Source organism: Actinocorallia aurantiaca (assembly GCF_039533685.1).
GTDB lineage: Bacteria > Actinomycetota > Actinomycetes > Streptosporangiales > Streptosporangiaceae > Actinocorallia > Actinocorallia aurantiaca.
The window spans coordinates 982-23,781 of record NZ_BAAATZ010000005.1 but is presented as its reverse complement, the minus strand read 5'-3'; the positions used below and the strand labels follow the sequence as shown (position 1 = coordinate 23,781).

Genomic DNA, 22,800 nt, shown 5'->3' with positions numbered 1-22,800 from the left:
AACGTTCCGGAGACCTTGAGTACAGTGATCCACTCCCGGCGGTCCCTGGACGGTTAGTTTGACGAGTGTGAGTGAACGCCGTACATCCCTCACCGCAAGGCTCGCGCGGCTTGGTTTCACCGACGCGTCCGCGGCTGAGAGGGCTCTTTCCTCTTCCCCTGTTCCTCTCGACGATCCGCTTCTCGACGCCCTGGGCGGGACGGCGGATCCAGACCTGGCCCTGAGCGGCCTCCTCCGGCTGCTGGAGGCCGATCCGGGCCTTCCAGAACGGATGGCGGGCGACTCCCTCTTCACTCGCAGGCTCCTGGCGGTCCTGGGAGTGAGCGCGACCCTGGGCGAGTATCTGGCGCGCCACCCGGAGCAGTGGAACGTTCTCACCGGCCCGCCGGAGCGGCCCGCTCCGGACCGGCTGCGCGCCGAACTGCTCGCCGCGGTGGGCGCCGACCCCGGCGACCCGCTGCCCGTCGGGCTCGCGGACGGGCAGGACGCGCTGCGCGTCGCCTACCGGGCCAGGCTGCTGGACCTGGCGGGCCGCGACCTGACGGGCGAGGCGGACGTGCGGGAGGTGGCCGGGGAACTGGCCTCCCTCGCCGACGCGGCGCTGGAGGCGGGCCTGGCCATAGCCCGCGCCCAGGTGCCCGAGCACACGCTGTGCCGTCTGGCCGTCATCGGCATGGGCAAGTCCGGTGGAGGCGAGCTCAACTACGTCTCCGACGTGGACGTCGTCTTCGTCGCCGAGCCCGTGGACGGCCACGAGGAGGAGGCGCTGCGCGCGGCGACCAGGCTGGCCGCCGCGATGATGCGGGCGTGCTCGGACACCACTCCCGAGGGCTCCCTGTGGGAGGTGGACGCCAACCTCCGCCCGGAGGGCAAGTCGGGGCCGCTGGTGCGCACCCTGGCCAGCCACCGCGCCTACTACGAGCGCTGGGCCAAGACCTGGGAGTTCCAGGCGCTGCTCAAGGCCCGTCCGGTCGCCGGCGACCTGGAGCTGGGCCGGGACTACCTCGACGCCCTCTCCCCGCTGGTGTGGAAGGCCGCCGCGGGGGAGAGCTTCATCTCGGACGTCCAGACGATGCGCCGCCGGGTCGAGGAGCACCTGAAGGAGCGGCACGGCGAGGTCGAGCGGCAGCTCAAGCTCGGCCCCGGCGGTCTGCGCGACGTGGAGTTCGCGGTGCAGCTCCTCCAGATGGTCCACGGCAGGGCCGACGAGCTGCTGCACAGCCCCAACACCCTGGACGCCCTGGCGGCGCTGTCCGAGGGCGGGTACGTGGGGCGCGACGACGCCGCCGAGCTCGCCGAGGCGTACCGCTTCCTGCGCCGCACCGAGCACCTCATCCAGCTGCACCACCTGCGCCGCACCCATCTGGTCCCCGCGGACGAGGCGGGGCTGCGGCGGCTGGGCCGGGCGCTGGGGCTGACCGGCGATCCGGCCGTGCAGTTCACGGAGCTGTGGCGGCGGCACTCGCGCGGGGTCCGGCGGATCCACGAGAAGCTCTTCTACCGGCCGCTGCTGGTGGCGGTGGCCAACCTGCCGGGCGAGGAGGCCAGGCTCACCCCGGAGGCCGCTCGGGCCCGGCTGCTGGCGCTGGGCTACAACGACCCGGCCGGGGCGCTGCGCCACATCGAGGCGCTCACCCGCGGGGTGTCGCGGCGGGCGGCGATCCAGCGCACGCTGCTGCCGGTGATGCTCGGCTGGTTCGCCGACGCGCCCGACCCGGACGCCGGGCTGCTGGGCTTCCGCCGGGTCAGCGACGCGCTCGGCGCCACGCCCTGGTACCTGCGGCTGCTGCGCGACGACGTGGCGGTCGCCGAGCGGATGGCGCGGCTGCTGGCGTCCAGCGCCTACGTCACCGACCTGCTGCTGAGGGCTCCCGACGGGGTGAAGATCCTGGGCGACGAGGCGTCGCTCGCCCCCCGCCCCCTGGCGGACCTGCGCGCCGAGGCCCTGGCGGTGGTGGGCAGGCACGGCGACCGGGAGAAGGCCGAGCACGCCGTCGCGGCGGTCCGGGCGATCCGGCGGCGGGAGCTGTTCCGGACGGCGGTGGCCGACCTGCTGGGCCTGGCCGAGGTCAGGACGGTCAGCGAGGCGCTCAGCGACATCACGGCCGTCACCCTGGAGGCGGCGCTCACCGCGGCGGTCAACAAGATAGAGACCGAGCGGAGGGAGCCGATCCCGGCCCGGCTGGCGATCGTGGCGATGGGCCGGTTCGGCGGGCGCGAGCTGGGCTACGGCAGCGACGCCGACGTCATGTTCGTCTACGAGGCGGTGGAGGGGGCCGAGGACCGGCAGGCGCACCTGGCGGCGCACTCCGTCGTCGAGGAGCTGCGCCGGCTGCTGGCGCTGCCGGCGCCCGAGCCGCCGCTGGGCATCGACCCCAACCTCCGCCCGGAGGGCAAGTCGGGGCCGCTGGTGCGCAGCCTGTCGTCCTACGCCGCCTACTACGGGCGCTGGTCGTCGGCCTGGGAGAGCCAGGCGCTGCTGCGGGCCGCGCCCGTCATCGGCGACGCCGGCCTGTGCGAGCGGTTCGCCGAGGTCATCAACCCGATCCGCTGGCCCGAGGGCGGAGTCGGCGAGCAGGACGTGCAGCACATCCGCCGGCTCAAGGCGCGGATGGAGGCCGAGCGGCTGCCGCGCGGCGTCGACCGCAGGCTGCACCTCAAGCTCGGTCCGGGCGGGTTGTCGGACGTGGAGTGGGTGGCGCAGCTGCTCCAGTTGCGCCACGCGTTCGAGGTGCCGGAGCTGCGCACCACCGAGACGCTCAGCGCGCTGGAGGCGGCGGTGGAGTACAAGCTGCTGACCGCGCAGGACGCCAGGACGCTCATCGACGCCTGGTGCCTGGCCACCCGGATCCGCGGCGCGGTGATGCTGGTGCGCGGCCGGGCGTCGGACCTGCTGCCGACCGACCACCACCGGGAGCGCACGGCCGTCAGCAGGCTGCTGGGCTATCCCGGCAGCGGCGACCTGCTGGAGGACTGGCGCAGGCACGCCCGCCACGCCCGCGAGGTCACCGAGCGGGTCTTCTACGGGACGGTCTGACCTTCGCCGGGCACGGCGGCCCCTCCGTCGGCCGTGCCCGGGATGCCGTCAGCGGCGGGCGGTCACCTTGGTGGGCAGCGAGATGAAGCCGCGGTTGATGGAGGTGTGCACCCGCTTGGCCGCGGTCTCGTCGATCTCGTAGTCGGCGACGGTCGCGACCAGTTCCTTCAGGGCCAGCTTCGCCTCGAGCCGGGCGAGGGGCGCGCCCAGGCAGTGGTGGCGGCCGTTGCCGAAGGTGAGGTGCTGGCGGGTGTCGCGGTCGAGGTCGAACCGGTCGGGGTCGGGGAAGACCTCGGGGTCGCGGTTGGCCGCGCCGCTCAGCAGCAGGACCTTGGCGCCGGCGGGGATCGTCACCCCGTGCAGTTCGACGTCCTCGGTGGTGACGCGCGGGGACGACTGGGAGACCGGGTCGTAGCGCAGGGTCTCCTCGACCCAGTCCTCGATCCGGCCGGCGAAGGCGCGCTCGCGCTCGGCGGGGTGCTTCCACGCGGCGTGCCAGGCGTTGCCCAGCAGCAGCATCGTGGTCTCGGAGCCCGCGCCGATCAGGAGGATCAGGATCCCGATGATCTCCTCGGGGGTGAGCCGGTCGTCGTTCTCGGTGGCCTGGAGCAGCCCCGACAGCAGGTCCTCCCGGGGATTCTTGGCGCGTTCGGCGGTCAGCTGCGCGTAGTAGCCGATCAGCGCTCCCATGGCGTCGGTCGAGCCCTCGTGCATCTCGCCGTCGCCCTCCTCCGGAGCGTGCATGACGGCGAAGCTGATGTCGCGGACCTGCGCGCGGTCGGACTCGGGCACGCCGACCAGCTCGGAGATGACGTCGGTGGGGTAGGTCTTGGCGAAGTCGATCAGGTCGAACTCGTCGCCGTCCAGCAGCGGTTCCAGGTGGGTGCGGGCGATCTCCAGCAGCCGGGGCTCGAGGGCCGCGACCCGGCGGGGGGTGAAGACCTTGTTGACCAGCCCGCGCATCCGGGTGTGCTTCGGCGGGTCCATGGCCACGAAGGAGAAGAACTGCTCGGCCTGGGGGCCCCAGAAGGGCTCCTCGATCCGGATCCCGTTCCGGCTGGAGAAGCGCCGGTCGTCGCGGAACGCGGCGAGGACGTCGGCGTGCCGGGAGAGGGCCCAGAACCCGTCCTGCTCGTTGTGGTAGACGGGAGCCTCCTCCCGCAGCCGCGCGTAGAACGGGTACGGGTCTTCGTGGACCGTGAAGTCGAACGGGCTGTAACGCAGCTCCATCGCCGCACCTTTCGCATTGTTTATGACCACCAAGACGATCATGTCGCGAAAATCTCGAGATGTCAGGGAATCGTGGGGCACAATGAGGTTTTGTGAGTGCTGAACGCGTTCCGCGAGGAATCGACCCCACCAGGGCCCACCCCGCACGCCGGTACGACTACTGGCTCGGCGGCAAGGACAACTTCGCCGCGGACCGGGAGTCGGCCGAGATCCTCGCCTCGGGGTTCCCCACCATCAGGCTCGCCGCTCTGGAGAACCGCAAGTTCCTGCAGCGGGCGGTGCGCCACCTGACGGCCGAAGTGGGGATCAGGCAGTTCCTCGACGTCGGCGCGGGGCTTCCGTCCGCGGGCAACGTGCACGAGATCGCCCAGGGCATCGCCCCGGAGTCGCGGGTGGTCTACGTCGACAACGATCCGATCGTGCTGGTGCACGCCCGCGCGCTGCTGAACAGCTCTCCCCAGGGAGCGACCGCGTACGTGGACGCGGACCTCCGCGAGCCCGAGAAGATCCTGGACTCCCCCGAACTCTCCCGGACGCTGGACCTGTCGCGGCCGACGGCGCTGATCCTGGTCGCGACCATGCACTTCATCACCGAGGCCGAGGACGCCCACGGGCTGCTGAACCGGCTGCGCGAGACACTCGCTCCCGGCAGCTACATCGCCCTGACCCACGCGACCCTCGACTACCTCTCCCCGGAACGGCGGGCCGAGGTCGTCGAGGCCGACGAGAAGAGCGGCGTGCGCTTCCAGATGCGGAGCAGAGAGGAGTTCGCCCGGTTCTTCGAGGGACTCGACCTCGTCGAACCGGGGATCACCTCCATCGTCGACTGGCGTCCCGACGTTCCGCCCGAGCAGCGGCCCTCGGTCGAGGACGTCTCGATGCTCGGCGCCGTGGCCCGCGTGCCCTGAGGCGGTACCGCCGCGGCGCGTCCCCTTCGTGTCATGACGAGGCTGTGTCGCCCCGCCGCCTGCGGTGGACCAGCCAGGACCCGCCGACCCCCGCGGCGATCAGCGCGACGCCGGCCACCGCGTCCAGGACGTAGTGGTTGGCCGTCGCCATGATGACGAGCACGGTCGCCGCCGGGTAGAGCACGCCGAGCAGCCGCGTCCACCGGGCGCGGCCCAGCAGCAGCAGCGCGAAGCCGCACCAGACGGCCCAGCCCGCGTGCATGGACGGCATCGCGGCGTACTGGTTGGCCATCGCTGTCGAGGCGCCCGAGGAGTACAGGCCGGGGGTGTCGAAGAAGACGACCGGGTCGACGAAGCCGTGCTCGGGAAGGAACCGCGGCGGTGCCAGCGGGTACAGCCAGAAGCCGACCAGCGCCAGCCCGGTGGCGGCCATGATGCCGGCGCGCAGCCAGGCGTAGTGGCGGGGCCGGTGGCGGTAGAGCCAGACGACGACGCCGATCGTCACCGCGAAGTGGGCGCTCAGGTAGAAGAGGTTGGCCGCTACGGCCAGCCACTCGTGGTGCAGCAGCGCCTGGTTGAGACCCAGTTCCACGTCCAGGCCCATCGAACGCTCCAGCAACAGGATCTGCCGGGCGTGCAGGAACGCGTCCCGGGGTCCGTCCGGGTCGTTGAGGATGACCCGGGTCGCCATGTAGGCCGCGTAGAACAGGACGATGAGCAGGAGTTCGCGCCAGACGGGGGGTCTGCGGACCGCCGGGGGCTCCCGCCGGACGTCCGCGCCGCCACCCGTTGCCGAGACTGCCCGGGTTTCAGGGGGAAGGGGGGCGATCTGGACCATGGATTAACTTTGTCGGAAATTCACACTTTTGAGATCACCAAGCCGGATGGTCTTCATCTCAGACTTTTGGAGTAGGACCCCGACGACCCGCTCAGGGGAGGGGTCGGGGTACGGGCTCCGCGTCCCCCTGCGGGGGGATTTTCGTCCCCGAGCCGCGAGTGGCCGTTGGGACGAAGGGTCGGCTGGTGAAGAGATGTCCACAGAATCCCGGAAATCATCAACCGGGGCTGTGCGTAGTCGTACGGTGACTCCGACAGGTCCTCACCGATCCAAGGAGCACATGTGAGCACCGACGGACAGCCGCACATCCTCGCCATCGGCGGAGGCAGCTTCCAGCTCAACTCCCGTCACGGACTCGAGCCCAGCCCCCTGCTGCGCTACGCCTTCGACCTCACCGGGCAGGACCGTCCGCGGGTCTGCTTCCTGGCCACCGCCACCGGCGACCCGGCAGAGCGGCTGGCCCTGGCCTACGACGCCTTCAACCGGATGGACGCGGAGGTCAGCCACCTGGCGCTGTTCCCCATGCCCAACATCGAGGACGTGCGCGGCCACCTGCTCGCCCAGGACCTCGTCTACGTCTTCGGCGGCAGCGTGGTGAACCTGCTGGCGCTGTGGCGGGCGCACGGGCTGGACGAGGTCTTCGAGGAGGTCTGGCGCGCGGGCGTGGTGCTGGCGGGGCAGAGCGCGGGCGCGCTGTGCTGGCACTCCGGCGGCAACACCGACTCCTACGGGCCCGAGCTGCGCCCGCTGAAGGACGGGCTGGGCCTGCTTCCCCACTCCTGCGGCGTGCACTACGACAGCGACCCGCAGCGGCGCCCGCTGCTGCACGCCTCGGTCGGCTCGGGCGAGCTGCCCGCCGCCTACGCCGCCGACGAGGGGGTCGGGCTGCACTACGTGGGCACCGAGTTCGTCCAGGCGGTGACCTACCGCGAGAACGCGATGGCGTGGCGCGTCGAAGGGGACGGCTCGGGCGGAGTGAAGGAGACCCCCATAGAGCCGCGCCAGCTCAAGTAGGCTTTGCGATGTGATTTTCGTGCATGCGGGCTTCGGTGACCAGGCTGTTCCCTACGAGGACGGGTGGGCGCTGCAGCGCCGCACCCACGCGCGCCGGGTCGCCGGCGAGATCGAGGACACCGTCATCCTGCTGGAGCACGAGCCGGTCTACACCGCGGGAAAGCGCACCGAGCCGCTGGACCGCCCGATGGGCGACCCGGGCGCCCCGGTGGTCGACGTCGACCGCGGCGGCAAGATCACCTGGCACGGCCCGGGGCAGCTGACGTTCTACCCGATCGTGCGGCTCTCCGACCCGATCGACGTGGTGGCCTTCGTGCGGCTGCTGGAGGAGGCCATGATCGGCGTCCTGGCGGAGTTCGGCCTTCAGGGGGTGCGGGTCGAGGGCCGCAGCGGCGTCTGGCTGGTCGACGGGGTACGCCCGGACCGCAAGCTGGTCTCGGTGGGACTGCGGGTCTCCCAGGGGGTGACCATGCACGGGGTGCAGATCAACTGCGACTGCGACCTGTCCTGGTTCGACAAGATCGTGCCCTGCGGCCTCAAGGACGTCTCGTCCACCTCGCTCACCGAGGAGCTGGGCCGTGGGGTGCGCGTCCGCGAGGTGCTCCCGCTGGTGGAGAAGCACCTCGCGGAGCAGCTGGGCGCCACCGAGACGGCGCACCGGACGCTCGCCCAGCTGTAGGCCTTCAGCCCATCGTCTTGAAGATCGCCTCTCCGTGCACGGAGGCGTCGGAGAAGAACCGGCCCAGGGTGTTGTAGCTGGGCTTGAACAGGTTGTCCCGGGCGGCGTCGGTCCAGCTCGACACGCCCTGGACGTCCGCCATCGCCATGGCGGCCAGGTCGAAGCGCCGGGAGGGGAAGGGCGTGTTCGCCAGGTGGTCGGCGGCGATCTTCACCCGGTCCTGGGACAGGAAGATGACGTCGAAGCCGAGCGCCTCGGTACCGTTCTCGGTGAGCAGCCGACCGCCGCAGACGACGTCGGCCTCGGGGGAGCGCCCCTCCCAGGGGTCACCGGTGATCAGGTAATGCAGCCCCTGCCAGTTACCGGCCAGGTCGAGCACCCTTCCGGGGTGGGCCTTGCGCCAGTCGGGGGAGCCGAACACCTGCCGCGCCATCTGGCCCGGGTCGGCGCCGCCCTCCACCGGCAGCCTCAGATAGGTCATGGCCAGCGCCACGGCTGTTCCTCTCTCATTTGTTCATGTGCGACTCGTTTGACAACAGCGAGTCACCCTAGAGAGATCAGCCCACGTGCGGGAGCCAAAACCGGGAATCGGCCTGATGGACCACCCGATTGTTATACAGACTGTACTTTTCTGCCACTCAGTCCACCTTCTGGACACGTACGGCAGTGCCGTAGGCGCAGATCTCCGTCCCCAGATCGCGCAGGTCGTTGGCCTCGTAACGGACGGCGAGGACGGCGTCGGCCCCCGCCTTCTCGGCGGCCCTTATCAGTCGCTTGCGCGCCTCCAGACGGAAGTCGTGCAGCTCCTTGACCATGCCCCTCGGCTCGCCGCCCAGGAAGGACTTCAGGCCCGCCTCGATATTGGAGGCTCCGCTGCGAACCAGGACGGTGAGCCCGAAGACGTCGCCGAGGACCTCGGTCACCCGGTATCCGGGCAGGTCGTTCATGGTCGAGACGATCATGGGGGGTGCCTCCGCTGCGGATGAAGAACGTCGATCCGAGACGTACCCTAGCCATGTGAGTGCTGTTGCCCCAGAGGGACGGAAGCTGCTGCGGTTGGAAGTCCGCAACGCAGAGGTTCCCATCGAACGCAAACCGCCGTGGATCAAGACCAAGCTCAAGATGGGCCCCCAATACCGGGAGCTCACCGAGCTGGTCAAGGACGAGGGGCTGCACACCGTCTGCCAGGAGGCCGGCTGCCCCAACATCTTCGAGTGCTGGGAGGACCGCGAGGCCACCTTCCTCATCGGCGGCGACCAGTGCACCCGCCGCTGCGACTTCTGCCAGATCGACACCGGCAAGCCCGCCGAGTACGACACCGGCGAGCCCGTCCGGGTGGCGGAGTCCGTCGCGGCCATGGGCCTGAAGTACGCCACCGTCACCGGCGTCGCCCGCGACGACCTGCCCGACCAGGGCGCCTGGCTGTACGCCGAGACCGTCCGGCAGATCCACGCCCACGTCCCCGGCTGCGGGGTCGAGCTGCTGGCCCCCGACTTCAACGGGCAGCCCGAGCTGCTCGGCGAGGTCTTCTCGGCCGCCCCCGAGGTGTTCGCGCACAACCTGGAGACGGTGCCGCGGATCTTCAAGCGGATCCGCCCCGCGTTCCGCTACGAGCGCTCCCTGGACGTCATCACGCAGGCCCGGCGGGCCGGGCTGGTCACCAAGTCCAACCTCATCCTGGGCATGGGGGAGACCCGCGAGGAGATCTCCCAGGCGCTGACCGACCTGCACGAGGCCGGTTGCGAACTGATCACCATCACCCAGTACCTGCGGCCCACGCCCCGGCACCACCCCGTCGAGCGCTGGGTGAAGCCCGAGGAGTTCGTCGAGCTCCAGGAGGAGGCCGGGGAGATCGGCTTTGCCGGCGTCATGTCCGGTCCGCTGGTGCGCTCCAGCTACCGCGCGGGCAGGTTGTACCGCCAGGCGGTCGAGGCCCGCGCCGATCACTAGAATGGGTGACATGGCAGAGAACGAGGACAAGCCCGGGCGCTTCCGGCAGATTCGTATGGTGGCCAAGCTGGTCCACCAGTCCAACCCGAAGGCGCTCCCGATCGTCTTCGCCTCGGCGCTGGGGACCCTGGCGCTGTTCACGGTCCTCGGCTTCTTCATCAGCAGCCTGTGGTTCATGATCCCGCTGGGCGTCCTGGCGGCGATCGTCGTCGGCATGGTGGTCTTCGGGCAGCTGGCCCAGCGGACCCAGTACAAGCTGCTGGAAGGCCAGATCGGCGCCGCCTACGGGGTGCTCGACACCATGCGGGGCAACTGGGTGGTCACCCCGGCGGTGGGCGGCAACCGCAACATGGACGTGGTGCACCGCGTGGTCGGCAGGCCCGGCGTGATCCTGGTCTCCGAAGGGCCGTCCTCCCGGGTCGCCTCGCTGCTCGGCGCGGAGAAGAAGAAGATCTCCCGGCTCGCGGCCACGGTGCCGATCTACGATTTCCAGGTGGGCGAGGAGGAGGGCCAGATCCCGCTCTCCAAGCTGCAGGGCAAGATCATGAAGCTGCCGCGCAACCTCAACAAGGCCCAGGTCAACGACCTGAACGACCGGATGCGCGCCCTTCCCTCCAAGCCCGCCATGCCCGGCGGCCCGATGCCGCGCAACGCGCGCATGCCCAAGGCCCCCCGGCCCCGCTCCCGCTGACGTCCGGGAGCACGGCCGCACGACGTGACGAAGCCCGCGGAGAGGTCTCCGCGGGCTTCGGTGTCTTCTCTGGCTTCTCTGTCTTCTCGGAACGGTGAGGAGCTCAGCGGCTCTCGATGACGATGCTCGCGGCGGCCCTGTCGTGCAGGCCGCGGTGGTCGCGATCCCACAGCAGGGCGGGCACCACCAGGAGCAGCAGCACCGTCCGGGCCAGCGCCCACACCGGGCCGACCGGCCGGCCGTCGAGCCGGACCACGTGCAGCCCGGCGGCGAGCTTGCCGAGCGTGGTGCCGGTGAAACCCACCAGCAGCCAGGCCTGCACCCCGAAGACGACCAGGGTCGCCAGGTTCTTGGTCTGGTCCGTCCAGTCGAAGGCGTTGGCCATGCCTCCGGCGATCAGCATGCACAGGAACCAGTCGATCAGCAGCGCGACCAGCCGCCGCCCGTAGCTGGCGACCGAGCCGCGGCCGGTTCTGGGCAGCCCGAGCTGTTCCCCCGGGTATCCCAGCTCGGCTCCGGCCGCGCGGGCTCCGCCCAGCCACGTCCCGGTCCAGCGGGGTCTGTTCTCATTACCGCTCACCCCACAAAACTACCGGCAGCGGCGCGGGGCGCGATCGCCCGGTGGCCCTGCGGGGTAGGACGTAGGCTGGATCGCGGTCACCGCTTCGCAACACATGGGAAACAAGCGGGATACGGCCGCGATCTAAGATCAGTGACAGTGGGAAACGCCCTGGGAGGCCGGATGTTCAACAGCGCCGAGGAAGTCCTGACCTATATCCGCGACGAGGGGGTGGAGTTCGTCGACGTGCGGTTCGTCGACCTGCCCGGCACCGTCCAGCACTTCACCTTCCCCGCCTCGAACTTCGGCGAGAACGTCTTCAGCGACGGCCTGATGTTCGACGGCTCCTCGATCCGGGGCTTCCAGGAGATCCACGAGTCGGACATGCTGCTGCTGCCGGACCCGACGACCGCGGTCGTCGACCCGTTCCGCCAGCACAAGACGCTGAACATCACGTTCTTCGTCCACGACCCGCTGACCGGCGAGCCCTACAGCCGCGACCCGCGCAACATCGCCAAGAAGGCGCAGGACTACCTGATCGGCACGGGCATCGCCGACACCGCCTTCTTCGGCCCGGAGGCGGAGTTCTACATCTTCGACGACGTGCGCTTCAAGACCTCGGCCAACGAGGGCTTCTACTTCCTCGACTCGATCGAGGGCGCGTGGAACACCGGGCGCAAGGAGGAGGGCGGCAACCTGGGCGCCAAGCCCCCCTTCAAGGGCGGCTACTTCCCGGTCCCCCCGATGGACCACTACACCGACCTGCGTTCGGAGATGTCCAAGCAGCTGATGGCGGCGGGCATCGAGGTCGAGATGCAGCACCACGAGGTGGGCACCGCCGGCCAGTCCGAGATCGACATCCGGTTCTCGACGCTGTTGAACTCCGCCGACCAGCTGATGCTCTACAAGTACGTCGTGAAGAACGTGGCCCGCGAGCACGGCAAGGCCGTCACGTTCATGCCCAAGCCCATCTTCGGCGACAACGGTTCGGGCATGCACTGCCACCAGTCGCTGTGGAAGGACGGCAGCCCGCTGTTCTACGACGAGGTCGGCTACGCCGGCCTGTCGGACATGGCCCGCTTCTACATCGGCGGCCTGCTCAAGCACGCCCCGGCCCTGCTGGCCTTCACGAACCCGACGGTCAACAGCTACCACCGCCTGGTCCCCGGCTACGAGGCCCCGGTGAACCTGGTCTACAGCCAGCGCAACCGCAGCGCCTGCATCCGCATCCCGATCACGGGCACCAACCCCAAGGCCAAGCGCATCGAGTTCCGCGTCCCGGACCCGTCCTGCAACCCGTACCTGGCCTTCTCCGCGATGCTGATGGCCGGCCTCGACGGCATCAAGAACAAGATCGAGCCGATCGAGCCGGTCGACAAGGACCTCTACGAGCTCCCGCCCGAGGAGGCCCGCAACATCCCGCAGGTCCCCGGTTCCCTCGAGGCCGTGCTCCTGGCCCTCGAGGAGGACCACGCCTTCCTCCTGGAGGGCGGTGTCTTCACCGAGGACCTCATCGAGACCTGGATCGCCTACAAGCGCGAGCACGAGCTCGACCCCATCCGCCTGCGCCCCCACCCCCACGAGTTCGAGCTGTACTTCGACATCTGATCGAAAAGCGCCCTGACCGGCGGCGGAGAAGGCTCCAAAGCCGATCAGGGCACTTACGGGGCACAAGGCTCAGGCAAGGCCGTCGTCCGTCTCTCCACCGAGAGCATGGTCGACGGCCTTCCTCATGCGCTCGAACCCGGACGGCATGAGATGGGTGTAGGTCCGCAGGGCGAACCCGGGATCGCTGTGGCCGAGGCACTCGGCCAGAGTCCGGACGTCGACGCCGCCGACCAGGACCGCACTGGCGAAGGAACGGCAGCTGGCAGGCACGGGAACCGCTCCCCGGGAGTCCTTTGATCAGGCGGCGTACTGGTCGGCCGTCACGGGCCGGATCTGGGTGACCGAGAACGACAGGCCCTGACGGCCGTTGGCGTCCCACCAGAACCCGGCCAGGTCCACCAGCTCCACCGCCATGCCCGCGTGCAGGTCCGGCAGCTGCGGCGACGGGAACGACACCGTCATCAGCTCCGCCCGACGCACCATCACCGTCGCCTCGTACACCGGCACACCCTGACGGTTGATCTTCATCTCGCCCGTCTCGCGGTTCTTCATCTTGGGCTGGACGTCATCCGCCAGCCGGAACTCCATGTCCGTCGTGTCCACCGGAACGTTCTTCACTCGTTGACTCCTTATCGTCGCCGCCGACCGCTACACCCTGGCCTACAAGGTGCCGATCCTGCCTGCAGAGAACGTCTAGCGTGTCCGGTTGCCTAAAGACCGAGCCTCTTTCGGTTCGGTAACCGCCTGAGGCTGGTAAGTCCTGTAGCTTCCTAATGTCTGGCATGATCCGCACGTGCACTTCTCGGGGTTCGCGGCAATCGGTATAGGTGTCTTGGTTCTGTTGCTCATATTCGTAGTGCAGAAACTAGACCCCAAAAAGGAAGATGCCGACGTCACCCTGGTGTTCACCGTCCTCCTCGGAGGGCCTCCCATCGTCGTCGGCATGGTCCAGCTTTTCGTTGCGAAATTGGGTCTTGCCATAGTGATCTGGGCGGCGGTGTACCTGCTCGGTTCGGCGATCTTGATTATCGTCGGCTACTTGACCGACAGAACCATGCTGTACAGATACGCGATACTGATTGCGATATTTGCACTCTTGTGCGGCTTGGTCTTCGGGCTCCCGTTGCTATACGGTCGGCCCACCCACTCTGGCCAGTTCGTCTGGCCTTGATCCACGCTGCAAGCAGAGATGAAGAACCGGACACTCACGCCAAAGACCGGCTGTGTTACAAGTTTCTTCACGTCATCGAGCAGCTGGAGGGACCTGGTGCTGACCGGGGGCTTCTCTCAGGAGTTCGGTGGGAGCAGGGACACGGGAGGCAGACGCGTTCGAGTGCACGTGTTCGTGACCAACCCTGCTAGGGGGTTGCCGCCGCTCGCTCCCCGCCGCTTGGCCTCTTCGGGCCCACGGCGGGGGCGGCTGCGGCCCGCGCCAAAGGCGCGGAACGGAGAATCGCTCCTGACGCTCAGGCTCCCCTCTTCACCGGGAGAGAGAAAGCCTTGCCGACACTACCCCAGGCGCCCGCGGAGAAGACCTCCTGCATCGTCAAAGCCTGGATGTTCGGAAAGCAGGCTGACACCTGTCCGACGAACTGGGCCTTCGGCTCCAGGGGGAGAGCAGTGCCTCCGGCGGGGAATTCCGGCTCTGGGATGGGCGAGAGGCGAAGACGTGCAGCAGGTCACGGGGCGGGTGGCTGGGGCTTCGCACTTCCCGTCTGCCGTCTTCCCATCCCAGGGGACTACCAGACGGGCCCTGAGGGGCGAAGGTCGTTCGTCCAATGGGGCGCTCCATCTTCGCCCCTCAGGGCCCGCCCGGTTGCGCGGAGCGTGGGATGACGGCAGACGGGAAGGGCTCAGGAGCAGGACTGACGGCTAGCGCCGGGGAACAAGGGTTGGTCGAGCTCGAAGCGGGGGCCTCGAGGACTCCAGCCCCCCGCGGGCCGGAGCACTCATCCGCGCGAATCCCTCCATCACAACGTCTCGCCGTTCGCGCAGATGAGCGCACCGGGGCGTCGTATTCGGTGATCGCTATACGGTAGAAAACTTGAATTTATCGAGACCCGAGTGCCTCAGTTGAAAGTTCTCTGTTTGGCCCCTTGGGAAGGATGGCTACGAATTTTTCCCCTCCGTAGAGTGATTCGTAATGAATCTCAAGGTCGAGTCGATGCCTGATCAGGATCCAGAAATCCATGTTCTGTTCAATATCGAAATTGTCCAGATACAGAATAAGTTCGTTGTAGCCTGCCGCAAGGATGTGGCCAGGTAGGAAGGTTCTTGCGCCGGGTACTGGCCGGAGTTGTTCGCGGAATGTATTTACTGTCGACTCATCCCAGGCTCCGAGAAGAACGCCATCCAACTTCAGTATGGTTTGAGTAATGACCGCAGGGCCGATGCCACAATTGGCAAGCCCGATGCCGGTCCCGCCACCTCGGCGTCGAATATGTGATAGTTGCAGGGCGGGTCTGATTGACTGTCTATTGTGTTGCCTCACTGCGCGTGATTCTTGCAGCGAGATCACTAGGGAGAGCACGGCAATCACGGTCGCGCAGACCGCTGTGATCGATTCAGCACTCAATGGATGCCTCTCGCGCTACCCGGGGAATCACTCCGTTGTTGAGACCAAGTTGATCTTGAAACGGTTCCACCTTCGATCCTCTGGGGCGCATCCTGTTCCGTCGGTTTTCCGTGAGGCCTAAAAGACGCTGGAAGACGGCTACAGGTGAGAAAATCTCTTCCTGCAGGTCAGAGTGCTGATTCGTGGTTCTTGCGCAGGTCGTGATCCAGCAGAGAGAAGATCTTCACCTTCTTCGAGGGGCCAGCAAGGCCTGATGACGGGTGGCCGAGCACGCCATAACAAGCCAACTACTTGATCGTGCGGGTCGTGGGTCTACGACAGACGGAGATCTTGGAAGCGGAAGAGACCTTGGGATTGGCCGAGCTCGAAGCAGGGGCCTTGCGGCCCCAGCTCCGACGAATCGGCGTACTCACTCATTCGCGCGAATCCCTCTATCGCAGCCTCTCGCCGCATCGGATGCAACAGCTCATGCACGGCACGATGCCATTAGATGAGGATGAACCTTAGGTGAATTCTTATTCGCCGATATAGGGTCGACTATCAAAGCTCAGATTTAGGCGCCCCTATCTCTCTCCTCTGAGGAGGATACGATCCGTCGTTGCCTCATCCAGTCCGGCTCGTTCCAGGATGGGCGGTCCTGGCGTAGCCTCCGTATTTTTCGACGCGTTACACGTCTCATTATCCATCCCCAAGGGGTGAGCTCTCGGCGCATTGCCAAAAGGCATATTTCTAGCTCAGGATTATTGTCATAGGGGTAAAAAATAACCCCAGATATCTCCTCGTCACTGGCGATTATCGGCGAACCCCAGGCCTCTTTCCTGTATGGACCGCCTGTTTTTCTTGTTTGTTTAAAAAGTTCGGTATAGGCTTCGCTTACGACAAGCGATTCCATCCCAAGGAGGGTTTGATAATAGCTAATCCTTACAAATACTTCACTTATCTTTTCGGAGAGTTCTGCCCTGATCTCGTTGCTGGCCCCGGGTCTGCGTCTGATCACGTAAGGGAGTTCTTCGTAGCGATGAATTGCCTGGAGCGCTTCGGCGTAGACTTGGGATTTGGTTTCACGTCGCTTAATAAACTGATTCGACCAGTATCCGATCAGGGCCACAAGCGCTGTCGCTATGCCCAGTATAAGGGTTATGTTGCTAGGGTTTTTCATGGAAACTCCATTGATCCGATCTCTCCCATGTTGCATCTTGGCAGGCCTAGAGGCGACTTGGCACTAGCACGCTAGGTCATTTCTTTGTTGCTTGCAGTGGCCGAATCCGGCCACTATTACCCTGTGGCGTTAGAAGGCAACTGCAGGCAAGGAGGTTTCTTTTTGTAGCCTAGAAGGCAGATCCGCAATCTTCCCCAGGTCGCGATTCGGCGAGAGAAAGATCTTCACCATCTTTGATGGTCGCAGCGGCACCAGCGAGGCTTGGTGACTGGTGGCCGGCCATGTCGTGACAGGCCTGCTGGCCGCTGGTCCAGCCTGCACCGCTGTGGTTGAGAGTGGCTGGCTGACGTACTGCTTGACGATCGGGGCGGAAGGCGGCAGATCTCGGGGGACAGCCGTGGACGGCCGCAGGCCGGGCAAGCAGGCGGTTGGCCTGGTCCATTGGTTCTGGAGGTCCCCTTACAAGCGAGGGGTCGCCGACTTGGAGCATCGAATGATGGCAAACCTGAAGACCTCGGAGAGCGTGGTGAGGGAGGGTTTTGGGGCTGGTCGAGCTCGAAGCGGAGCTTCGCAGTTCCCGGTCCCTCCACGGGCCAGCGCACTCCTCCGTGAATCTCCCCGTCACAGCGTCTCGCCGTTCGCACGGACGAGCACCACGGACGAGCAACAGCGAGCCGTTCTCACCGCTTCGCATCCATCCTGAGCTTCCCTGCGCGAGTTGTTGGACGGGCGGCATGAGTTCAGGATGGGGTCCGGAAGAATCGGCGGTCACTCCTACTTCGTCTGAGACGATCACGGCATGAGTCTGGGGCAGAACGGGACGGTCGGGCGGGCGCTGGTGGCGGGGCTGTGCGGCGGGGCGGCGACACTGGCCGGTGGGGTGGCAGCCGTTGCGGTCTATCTCGTGGTTTATGGCGTAGAAACGAGCTTCACCTATGAAGCGCCGGGTGGTGACATGGACTTCACTGGCTTCGCTTCTTTCTTTTCGGCGCTTCCGAGCGGGATCTTGGCGTTTCCCGTCGCTGGATGGCTGTTGCTGCGCCGCTTCGGTTTCAGCCCGGTGGCCGACATCCAGATTCCGGCCGCTTCCGCTACCTTCCTTGCCTGCTGGGCGGCCTTTATCAGCCCGATCGGCGACCTCGTGATCGAAGGTCGGACCGGTGTACTTCTGTCCGCCGTCTTCGCCTGCGTCGTCGGAGGTCTCTGCTATGCGGTCGCCGCCATCGCAGTGGACCGCCGCGGGCATCTTTTGTGGCAGTTGATAGCGGGCGGCCTACTGCTCGCCACCGCGGTCCCCGTGCTCAGGGAGGTGGTTTCCGGCTGGTCTGCCGAAGCCGCCATCCATGCAAGCGAGGGGCCGCCGACTTGCATCCTGTTCCGTCGTTGCTCCGTGAGGCCTGGAAGAACGTTGGAAAGCGAATACAGGTCAGGGAAGCTCTTCCCGCACGTCAGAGCGTCGATGGAAGGTCGTCGTACAGGTCGTGGTCCGGCTGGGAGAAGATCTTCACCATCTTCGAGGGCGCCCGGGAGCCCCGGTGACCGGTGGCTGACTCCAGACCAGTTGCGGGGACTACTGAACCGAGGCAGGGCACAGGCAGGGCACATCGCCGTGAGAAGCAGTGGAAAACGATCACTAACAGCGGAAGCGTCAACGCCAGGTCAGAACTAGGTGCACCGGAACGTCCCAGCTCACGGATATGCCCGGTCAGAACTTCGACATCTGATCGAAAGTCCTCCGGTCGGCGGGTGGGGAAAACGCGTCCGGCCGGGGGCTGGCAGGGTGAGGTTCAGGCCGCCGTTCGCCTCTCCGTGGAGGGCGCGTCCGGCGGCCTTTTCCGTGCTCGAAGCCGTGCGGCTTCGGGGCGGATCACGGCTGACGCCCGCCGTTCGGGGGGGTGATGATGGGCGCCAGGTGGCGGCGGGCGAAGTCGGCGACGGTGGCCGGGTCGTGGAGGTCGACGGCGCCGCTGCGGGACAGGCAGTAGGAGACGACGACGCGGGCGAGGACGTCGGCGGAGGCCTCCATGGAGTCGTACTCGACGTTCGAGTCGCGCAGGATCTCCAGGTAGTAGGCGCGCAGCAGGACGATGAGGGGCTCGCCGCGGGTGGTGAAGGACGGCAGGAACTGGCCGGGGTCGTTGAAGAGCAGTGGGGACAGCCTGCCGTGGCGGGCGTAGTCGAGGAGGAAGGCGAAACCGGCGGCGATCTTGTCGGGGAGGGTCGCCTCGGCGCGGGCGACGACGCGGCCGCGGGCGTACAGGTCGCGGGCCTCCTCGATGAGGACGGCCGTCACCAGGTCCTGCTTGCTGGGGTAGCGGCGGTGGACCGTCACCCGGGAGACGCCCGCGCGGCGGGCTATCTCCTCCATTCTGGCCCGGCGGATCCCCCGGTCCAGGAACTCCTCCAGGGCGGCGCGCAGGATGCGGGCGGTGGTGGGATGGTGCTCGGGGGAGTCCGTGCCGGTGATCTCGTCAAGCACCTTCGCTCCTCTGCCGAATTAGATTCGGTTTCCTCTTCCCTTGATTGCGTCGATGTAACACAATTCGGAAAACGTAACATCGCTTCAACGTCAGGGTGGACGTATGGAACTTGGGACTATGGCCGAGCGGTTCCCGGACAAGGCCGCGGTGATCATGGGAGGCACCGGCCGGGTCGTGACGTTCAAGGAGCTCGACGAGGCGTCCAACCGCCTCGCGCAGGTGCTCCACGAGGCGGGGCTCCGGCCGGGCGAGCACATCGCGTTCATGCTCGAGAACCGGTGGGAGTTCTTCGCCGTGGCCTGGGCCGCGCAGCGCTCGGGGCTGTACTACACGGCCATCAGCACGCGTCTCACCGCCGACGAGGCCGGGTACATCGTCGAGAACTGCGAGGCGAAGGCCTTCATCGCCTCCGCCGCGGTCTCGGCCATCGCCCAGGAGATCACGACCGGCAACGAGAAGCTCGTCCTCAAGCTCGCGCTGGACGAGGCCGTCCCCGGCTTCGACTCCTACGAGGACGCCGTGGCCGCCGCTCCGGCCGTCCCGCTGGAGCAGCAGTACGAGGGCGCGGACATGCTCTACTCCTCCGGCACGACCGGCCGGCCCAAGGGCATCAAGCCGGCGCTGGCGCTGTCCCCGTGGGGCACCCTCCCGACCGTGTCCGTGATGGTCCAGCTCCTGTTCGCACCCGACGAGACCTCGGTCTACCTCTCCCCGGCCCCGCTCTACCACGCGGCCCCCCTGCGCTACACGATGGCCTTCCACCGGTTCGGCTCGACCGTCGTGGTCATGGAGAAGTTCGACCCCGAGCAGGCCCTGGCGCTCGTCCAGGAGCACGGCGTGACGCACAGCCAGTGGGTCCCGACGATGTTCATCCGGATGCTCAAGCTGCCGAAGGAGGTCCGCGACTCCTACGACGTGTCCAGCATCAAGTTCGCCGTCCACGCCGCGGCCCCCTGCCCCGTCCCGGTCAAGCAGCAGATGATCGAGTGGTTCGGCCCGGTCCTGCACGAGTACTACGCCGGGACCGAGGGCAACTGCTTCATCTACACCGACAGCCCCACCTGGCTGGCCCACCCCGGCACCGTGGGACGCCCCGTGCTGGGCGAGGTCCACGTCCTGAACGAGGAGGGCGACGAGCTGCCCGCCGGCGAGACCGGCCTCCTGTACTTCGGCCAGGGGCCGGAGTTCGAGTACCACGGCGACCCGGACAAGACCGCCTCCTCGCGCGACCCCAAGGGCCGCGGCTGGACCACCCTGGGCGACATCGGGTACGTCGACGCGGAGGGCTTCGTCTACCTCACCGACCGCCAGTCCCACATGATCATCAGCGGCGGGGTCAACATCTACCCGCAGGAGGCCGAGAACCTCCTGGCGGTGCATCCCAAGGTCGCCGACGTGGCGGTCTTCGGCGTCCCCGACCCGGAGATGGGCGAGCAGGTCAAGGCCGTCGTCCAGCCGACCTCGCCGGAGGACGCGGGCGAGGAGCTGGCCGCCGAGCTCATCGCCTACTGCCGCGACAACCTCGCGCACTACAAGTGCCCCAGGAGCGTCGACTTCCGCGAGGAACTGCCCCGCCACCCCACCGGAAAGCTGCTCAAGCGCGTCCTGCGCGACGAGTACGCCGCGAAGGCCTAGAGAGCGGAGAACCCCATGTCACCGATCGCGGAGAACGTCGAGCGGCTCCGCAGGACCTTCGCGTCCGGCAGGACCAAGCCGCTCGCCTGGCGCAAGGCGCAGCTGGACGCGATCCACCGGCTGATCACCGAGCGCGAGGACGAGATCGTCGAGGCCCTTGCGGAGGACCTCGGCCGGGAGTCCTTCGACTCGTGGTTCGCCGACCTGTCGTCGACGAAGACCGAGGTGCTCGACGCGAAGAAGAACCTCGCCGGATGGGTGAGGCCCCGCAAGGCGGGCACCCCGCTGGCGATGCTGCCCGCCCGCTCCTGGGTGCAGTACGAGCCGCTGGGCACCGTTCTGATCATCGGGCCGTGGAACTACCCGGTGTACCTGACGCTCAGCCCGGCGGTGGCCGCGGTCGCCGCCGGCAACTGCGTGGTCGTCAAGCCGTCGGAGCACGCGCCCGCGACGTCGGCGCTGCTGGCCCGGCTGATCCCGCAGTACCTGGACCAGGACGCGGTGTACGTCGTGGAGGGCGCCGCGGACGTCACCCAGGAACTGCTCGACCAGGGCCTGGACCACGTGCTGTTCACCGGCGGCCCGCAGATCGCCAAGGCGATCATGGCGGGCGCGGCCAAGCACCTCACCCCGGTCACGCTGGAGCTGGGAGGCAAGTCCCCGGTCATCGTCGCCGCCGACACCGATGTCGCCACCGCGGCGCGGCGGATCGTCTTCGGCAAGCAGCTCAACTCCGGGCAGACCTGCATCGCGCCCGACTACGCGCTGGTCGACCGGAAGGTCCTCGACCGGTTCACCGCGGAGGTCGTCAAGGCCGTCGACGAGATGAGCGGCGGCGAGGGCGGGCGGGCCCGCCGGATCGTCAACGAGCGGCACGCCCGTCGGCTGGCGGGGCTGCTGGACGGGCACGGCGGCAAGGTCGTGCACGGCGGCGAGAGCGACCCGGACGCCAGGACGGTCGACTTCACCGTCGTGGTCGACCCGGACCCGGACTCGGAGCTGATGACCGAGGAGATCTTCGGTCCGATCCTGCCGGTCGTCGGGGTCTCCTCGGTCGCCGAGGCCGTCGAGTTCGTCCGGGAGCGCCCCAAGCCGCTGGCCGCCTACCTGTTCACCGGGAACAAGGCGGACGAGCGCCGCTTCCTGGCCGACGTCAGCGCCGGTGGAGTCGTGATCAACCACGTCGGCTACCACGCGCTCAACCCGAACCTGCCGTTCGGCGGCGTCGGCAACAGCGGCATGGGCTCCTACCACGGCGAGTACGGCTTCAAGACCTTCAGCCACGCCAAGGCCTGCCTGCGCAAGGGCATCAGCCCCGACCCCGGATTCGTCTACCCGCCCTACACCGAGTCCACCAAGAAGCTGCTGCGCCGCCTCCTCTAGTCACACCGCTCCCCCCCGCGAGCGGTGTCTCCCCACACGCAGGCCCCGGCCCTCCCCGGCCGGGGCCTGCGCGTTCCCGCGAGGACCGCGCCCCCCGCAGCGGCATCGGCGGAACGAGGCGCCCGGCCGTCACCGTCGGCACGTCCTCACAGGGTGCGGCCCGGTCGGGGAAAGCGACGCGACGGGTCCGGACATCGGACTGCATGTCCGGCCTGGAGGCGTGGAGGCCGACGGTCAGCGGGGTTCGGCCAGGACGGCGGCCAGAGCGGAGGGGAGGGCCTGGTCGGTGAAGGCGAAACCGGAGTCCAGGAGGCGGGCGGGGAGCACGCGCTGGCTGATCAGGGGGCCCTCGGTGGCGAACTCGCGCAGGGCGAGCTTGAGGAGCGGGGCGGGAGCGGCGAGGAACGCCGGGCGGTGCAGCGCGCGGGCCAGCTCCCGGGTGAACTCCGCGTTGGTCACGGGCCGGGGGGCGGTGAGGTTCACCGGTCCCGCCAGGGGCGAGGCGATGAGGTGGCGCAGGGCGCGGACCTCGTCCCGCAGGGAGATCCAGCTCGTCCACTGGCGGCCGTCGCCGAGCCTGCCGCCCAGGCCGAGGCGGAACAGCGGGAGCATCCGGCCGAGGATCCCCCCGTCGCGGGACAGGACGATGCCCGTGCGGGGGTGGACCACCCGGATGCCCGCGGCGGCGGCCGGGCCCGCGGCGGCCTCCCAGTCGGCCGTCAGATCGGCCAGGAAGCCGGTGCCCTTCGGCGCGCTCTCGGTGGTCTCCGCCGAGCCGGTGTCCCCGTAGAAGCCGATCGCGGAGCCGCTGACGAGCACCTGCGGGGGAGACTCCAGGCCCGCCAGGCCCTCGGCGAGCAGGCGCGTCCCGCCGATCCTGCTCTGGTAGATCTCCCGCTTGCGGGACTCCGTCCACAGCCGGTCGCCGATGCCCGCGCCCGCCAGGTGCACGACCGCGTCCGCGCCCTCCAGGGCGGCCCGGTCGAGCTCGCCCGCGGCGGGATCCCAGAAGACCTCGTCCGGGCGGGCAGGCGGCCTGCGCACCAGCCGGAGG

General features: G+C 68.0%; 22 protein-coding genes. 11 read left to right on the top strand and 11 right to left on the bottom strand.

All coding sequences use genetic code 11. The features are described 5' to 3' along the window. Nucleotides 1-67: 67 nt before the first annotated feature. Nucleotides 68-3,037, top strand: coding sequence for a bifunctional [glutamine synthetase] adenylyltransferase/[glutamine synthetase]-adenylyl-L-tyrosine phosphorylase (locus ABD327_RS06235; RefSeq protein WP_344449218.1), 2,970 nt, complete (start codon nucleotides 68-70; stop codon nucleotides 3,035-3,037). A 48-nt stretch (nucleotides 3,038-3,085) separates the two neighbouring features. Here the strand turns inward: ABD327_RS06235 and ABD327_RS06230 are convergent, their stop codons facing one another. Beyond that, nucleotides 3,086-4,267, bottom strand: a complete 1,182-nt coding sequence (locus tag ABD327_RS06230) for a cytochrome P450 (RefSeq protein WP_344449217.1) — start codon at nucleotides 4,265-4,267, stop codon at nucleotides 3,086-3,088. Between the two features lie 92 nt (nucleotides 4,268-4,359). Between ABD327_RS06230 and ABD327_RS06225 the strand changes: the two genes are divergently transcribed. Continuing rightward, a complete protein-coding gene (locus ABD327_RS06225; RefSeq protein WP_344449216.1) occupies nucleotides 4,360-5,175 on the top strand; it encodes an SAM-dependent methyltransferase in 816 nt (271 codons plus the stop codon). Nucleotides 5,176-5,206: 31 nt separating this feature from the next. Here the strand turns inward: ABD327_RS06225 and ABD327_RS06220 are convergent, their stop codons facing one another. Further along, complete coding sequence (locus tag ABD327_RS06220) at nucleotides 5,207-6,013, bottom strand: phosphatase PAP2 family protein (RefSeq protein ID WP_344449215.1); 807 nt, start codon at nucleotides 6,011-6,013, stop codon at nucleotides 5,207-5,209. Nucleotides 6,014-6,295: 282 nt separating this feature from the next. Here ABD327_RS06220 and ABD327_RS06215 point away from each other — a divergent pair, with 282 nt between their 5' ends. Together ABD327_RS06215 and lipB are read left to right on the top strand one after the other, a co-directional pair. Then, on the top strand, nucleotides 6,296-7,027 hold the full coding sequence (locus tag ABD327_RS06215; protein WP_344449213.1) for a Type 1 glutamine amidotransferase-like domain-containing protein: 732 nt from the start codon (nucleotides 6,296-6,298) through the stop codon (nucleotides 7,025-7,027). A 10-nt stretch (nucleotides 7,028-7,037) separates the two neighbouring features. After that, a complete protein-coding gene (lipB, locus tag ABD327_RS06210; RefSeq protein ID WP_344449212.1) occupies nucleotides 7,038-7,706 on the top strand; it encodes a lipoyl(octanoyl) transferase LipB in 669 nt (222 codons plus the stop codon). 4 nt (nucleotides 7,707-7,710) lie between these two features. On the opposite strand, the gene ABD327_RS06205 is transcribed toward lipB, so the two are convergent. Both ABD327_RS06205 and ABD327_RS06200 read right to left on the bottom strand, forming a co-directional pair. Further along, the gene (locus ABD327_RS06205; RefSeq protein ID WP_344449211.1) at nucleotides 7,711-8,199 is read right to left on the bottom strand and encodes a DUF1877 family protein; all 489 of its coding nucleotides are present in this window, start codon (nucleotides 8,197-8,199) and stop codon (nucleotides 7,711-7,713) included. A gap of 145 nt (nucleotides 8,200-8,344) precedes the next feature. Further along, nucleotides 8,345-8,668, bottom strand: a complete 324-nt coding sequence (locus tag ABD327_RS06200; protein WP_344449210.1) for a YbjQ family protein — start codon at nucleotides 8,666-8,668, stop codon at nucleotides 8,345-8,347. Nucleotides 8,669-8,723: 55 nt separating this feature from the next. On the opposite strand from ABD327_RS06200, the gene lipA reads away from it, so the two are divergent. Both lipA and ABD327_RS06190 read left to right on the top strand, forming a co-directional pair. Beyond that, complete coding sequence (gene lipA, locus ABD327_RS06195; protein ID WP_344449209.1) at nucleotides 8,724-9,656, top strand: lipoyl synthase; 933 nt, start codon at nucleotides 8,724-8,726, stop codon at nucleotides 9,654-9,656. 10 nt (nucleotides 9,657-9,666) lie between these two features. Next, nucleotides 9,667-10,347 carry a DUF4191 domain-containing protein gene (locus ABD327_RS06190; protein WP_344449208.1) on the top strand — a complete coding sequence of 227 codons (681 nt, stop codon included), beginning with the start codon at nucleotides 9,667-9,669 and terminating at the stop codon, nucleotides 10,345-10,347. A gap of 103 nt (nucleotides 10,348-10,450) precedes the next feature. Here the strand turns inward: ABD327_RS06190 and ABD327_RS06185 are convergent, their stop codons facing one another. Next, entirely contained in the window at nucleotides 10,451-10,927 is a 477-nt protein-coding gene (locus tag ABD327_RS06185) for an RDD family protein (RefSeq protein WP_344449207.1), read from the bottom strand. Between the two features lie 162 nt (nucleotides 10,928-11,089). Here ABD327_RS06185 and glnA point away from each other — a divergent pair, with 162 nt between their 5' ends. Next, on the top strand, nucleotides 11,090-12,514 hold the full coding sequence (glnA, locus tag ABD327_RS06180; protein ID WP_344449334.1) for a type I glutamate--ammonia ligase: 1,425 nt from the start codon (nucleotides 11,090-11,092) through the stop codon (nucleotides 12,512-12,514). 69 nt (nucleotides 12,515-12,583) lie between these two features. Here the strand turns inward: glnA and ABD327_RS06175 are convergent, their stop codons facing one another. Beyond that, nucleotides 12,584-12,784 (bottom strand): hypothetical protein, encoded by a 201-nt coding sequence (locus ABD327_RS06175; protein ID WP_344449206.1) that lies wholly within the window; start codon nucleotides 12,782-12,784, stop codon nucleotides 12,584-12,586. A 27-nt stretch (nucleotides 12,785-12,811) separates the two neighbouring features. Then, nucleotides 12,812-13,132 carry an SCO3933 family regulatory protein gene (locus ABD327_RS06170; RefSeq protein WP_344449205.1) on the bottom strand — a complete coding sequence of 107 codons (321 nt, stop codon included), beginning with the start codon at nucleotides 13,130-13,132 and terminating at the stop codon, nucleotides 12,812-12,814. A 175-nt stretch (nucleotides 13,133-13,307) separates the two neighbouring features. Between ABD327_RS06170 and ABD327_RS06165 the strand changes: the two genes are divergently transcribed. Further along, the gene (locus ABD327_RS06165) at nucleotides 13,308-13,685 is read left to right on the top strand and encodes a hypothetical protein (RefSeq protein WP_344449204.1); all 378 of its coding nucleotides are present in this window, start codon (nucleotides 13,308-13,310) and stop codon (nucleotides 13,683-13,685) included. 879 nt (nucleotides 13,686-14,564) lie between these two features. Here ABD327_RS06165 and ABD327_RS06160 read toward each other — a convergent pair. Then, a complete protein-coding gene (locus ABD327_RS06160) occupies nucleotides 14,565-15,089 on the bottom strand; it encodes a hypothetical protein (RefSeq protein ID WP_344449203.1) in 525 nt (174 codons plus the stop codon). Nucleotides 15,090-15,642: 553 nt separating this feature from the next. Then, nucleotides 15,643-16,248, bottom strand: coding sequence for a hypothetical protein (locus ABD327_RS06155; protein WP_344449202.1), 606 nt, complete (start codon nucleotides 16,246-16,248; stop codon nucleotides 15,643-15,645). A 799-nt stretch (nucleotides 16,249-17,047) separates the two neighbouring features. On the opposite strand from ABD327_RS06155, the gene ABD327_RS06150 reads away from it, so the two are divergent. Continuing rightward, on the top strand, nucleotides 17,048-17,917 hold the full coding sequence (locus ABD327_RS06150) for a hypothetical protein (protein WP_344449201.1): 870 nt from the start codon (nucleotides 17,048-17,050) through the stop codon (nucleotides 17,915-17,917). Nucleotides 17,918-18,115: 198 nt separating this feature from the next. On the opposite strand, the gene ABD327_RS06145 is transcribed toward ABD327_RS06150, so the two are convergent. Continuing rightward, nucleotides 18,116-18,727, bottom strand: coding sequence for a TetR/AcrR family transcriptional regulator (locus ABD327_RS06145; RefSeq protein WP_344449200.1), 612 nt, complete (start codon nucleotides 18,725-18,727; stop codon nucleotides 18,116-18,118). Between the two features lie 103 nt (nucleotides 18,728-18,830). On the opposite strand from ABD327_RS06145, the gene ABD327_RS06140 reads away from it, so the two are divergent. Beyond that, on the top strand, nucleotides 18,831-20,363 hold the full coding sequence (locus ABD327_RS06140; RefSeq protein WP_344449199.1) for an acyl-CoA synthetase: 1,533 nt from the start codon (nucleotides 18,831-18,833) through the stop codon (nucleotides 20,361-20,363). 15 nt (nucleotides 20,364-20,378) lie between these two features. Then, nucleotides 20,379-21,746: an aldehyde dehydrogenase family protein gene (locus ABD327_RS06135; RefSeq protein ID WP_344449198.1), complete on the top strand. Its 1,368-nt coding sequence runs from the start codon at nucleotides 20,379-20,381 to the stop codon at nucleotides 21,744-21,746. 234 nt (nucleotides 21,747-21,980) lie between these two features. Here ABD327_RS06135 and ABD327_RS06130 read toward each other — a convergent pair. After that, the coding region (locus ABD327_RS06130; RefSeq protein WP_344449197.1) for a TIGR01777 family oxidoreductase at nucleotides 21,981-22,800 on the bottom strand (820 nt) is incomplete at its 5' end.

What these genes read in the sequence shown, in the direction of transcription:
- ABD327_RS06230 (WP_344449217.1), bottom strand. Translation starts at nt 4,267, where the DNA reads ATGGAGCTGCGTTACAGCCCGTTCGACTTCACGGTCCACGAAGACCCG.
- ABD327_RS06220 (WP_344449215.1), bottom strand. Translation starts at nt 6,013, where the DNA reads ATGGTCCAGATCGCCCCCCTTCCCCCTGAAACCCGGGCAGTCTCGGCA.
- ABD327_RS06200 (WP_344449210.1), bottom strand. Translation starts at nt 8,668, where the DNA reads ATGATCGTCTCGACCATGAACGACCTGCCCGGATACCGGGTGACCGAG.
- ABD327_RS06190 (WP_344449208.1), top strand. Translation starts at nt 9,667, where the DNA reads ATGGCAGAGAACGAGGACAAGCCCGGGCGCTTCCGGCAGATTCGTATG.
- glnA (WP_344449334.1), top strand. Translation starts at nt 11,090, where the DNA reads ATGTTCAACAGCGCCGAGGAAGTCCTGACCTATATCCGCGACGAGGGG.
- ABD327_RS06155 (WP_344449202.1), bottom strand. Translation starts at nt 16,248, where the DNA reads ATGAAAAACCCTAGCAACATAACCCTTATACTGGGCATAGCGACAGCG.
- ABD327_RS06150 (WP_344449201.1), top strand. Translation starts at nt 17,048, where the DNA reads ATGAGTCTGGGGCAGAACGGGACGGTCGGGCGGGCGCTGGTGGCGGGG.
- ABD327_RS06140 (WP_344449199.1), top strand. Translation starts at nt 18,831, where the DNA reads ATGGAACTTGGGACTATGGCCGAGCGGTTCCCGGACAAGGCCGCGGTG.
- ABD327_RS06135 (WP_344449198.1), top strand. Translation starts at nt 20,379, where the DNA reads ATGTCACCGATCGCGGAGAACGTCGAGCGGCTCCGCAGGACCTTCGCG.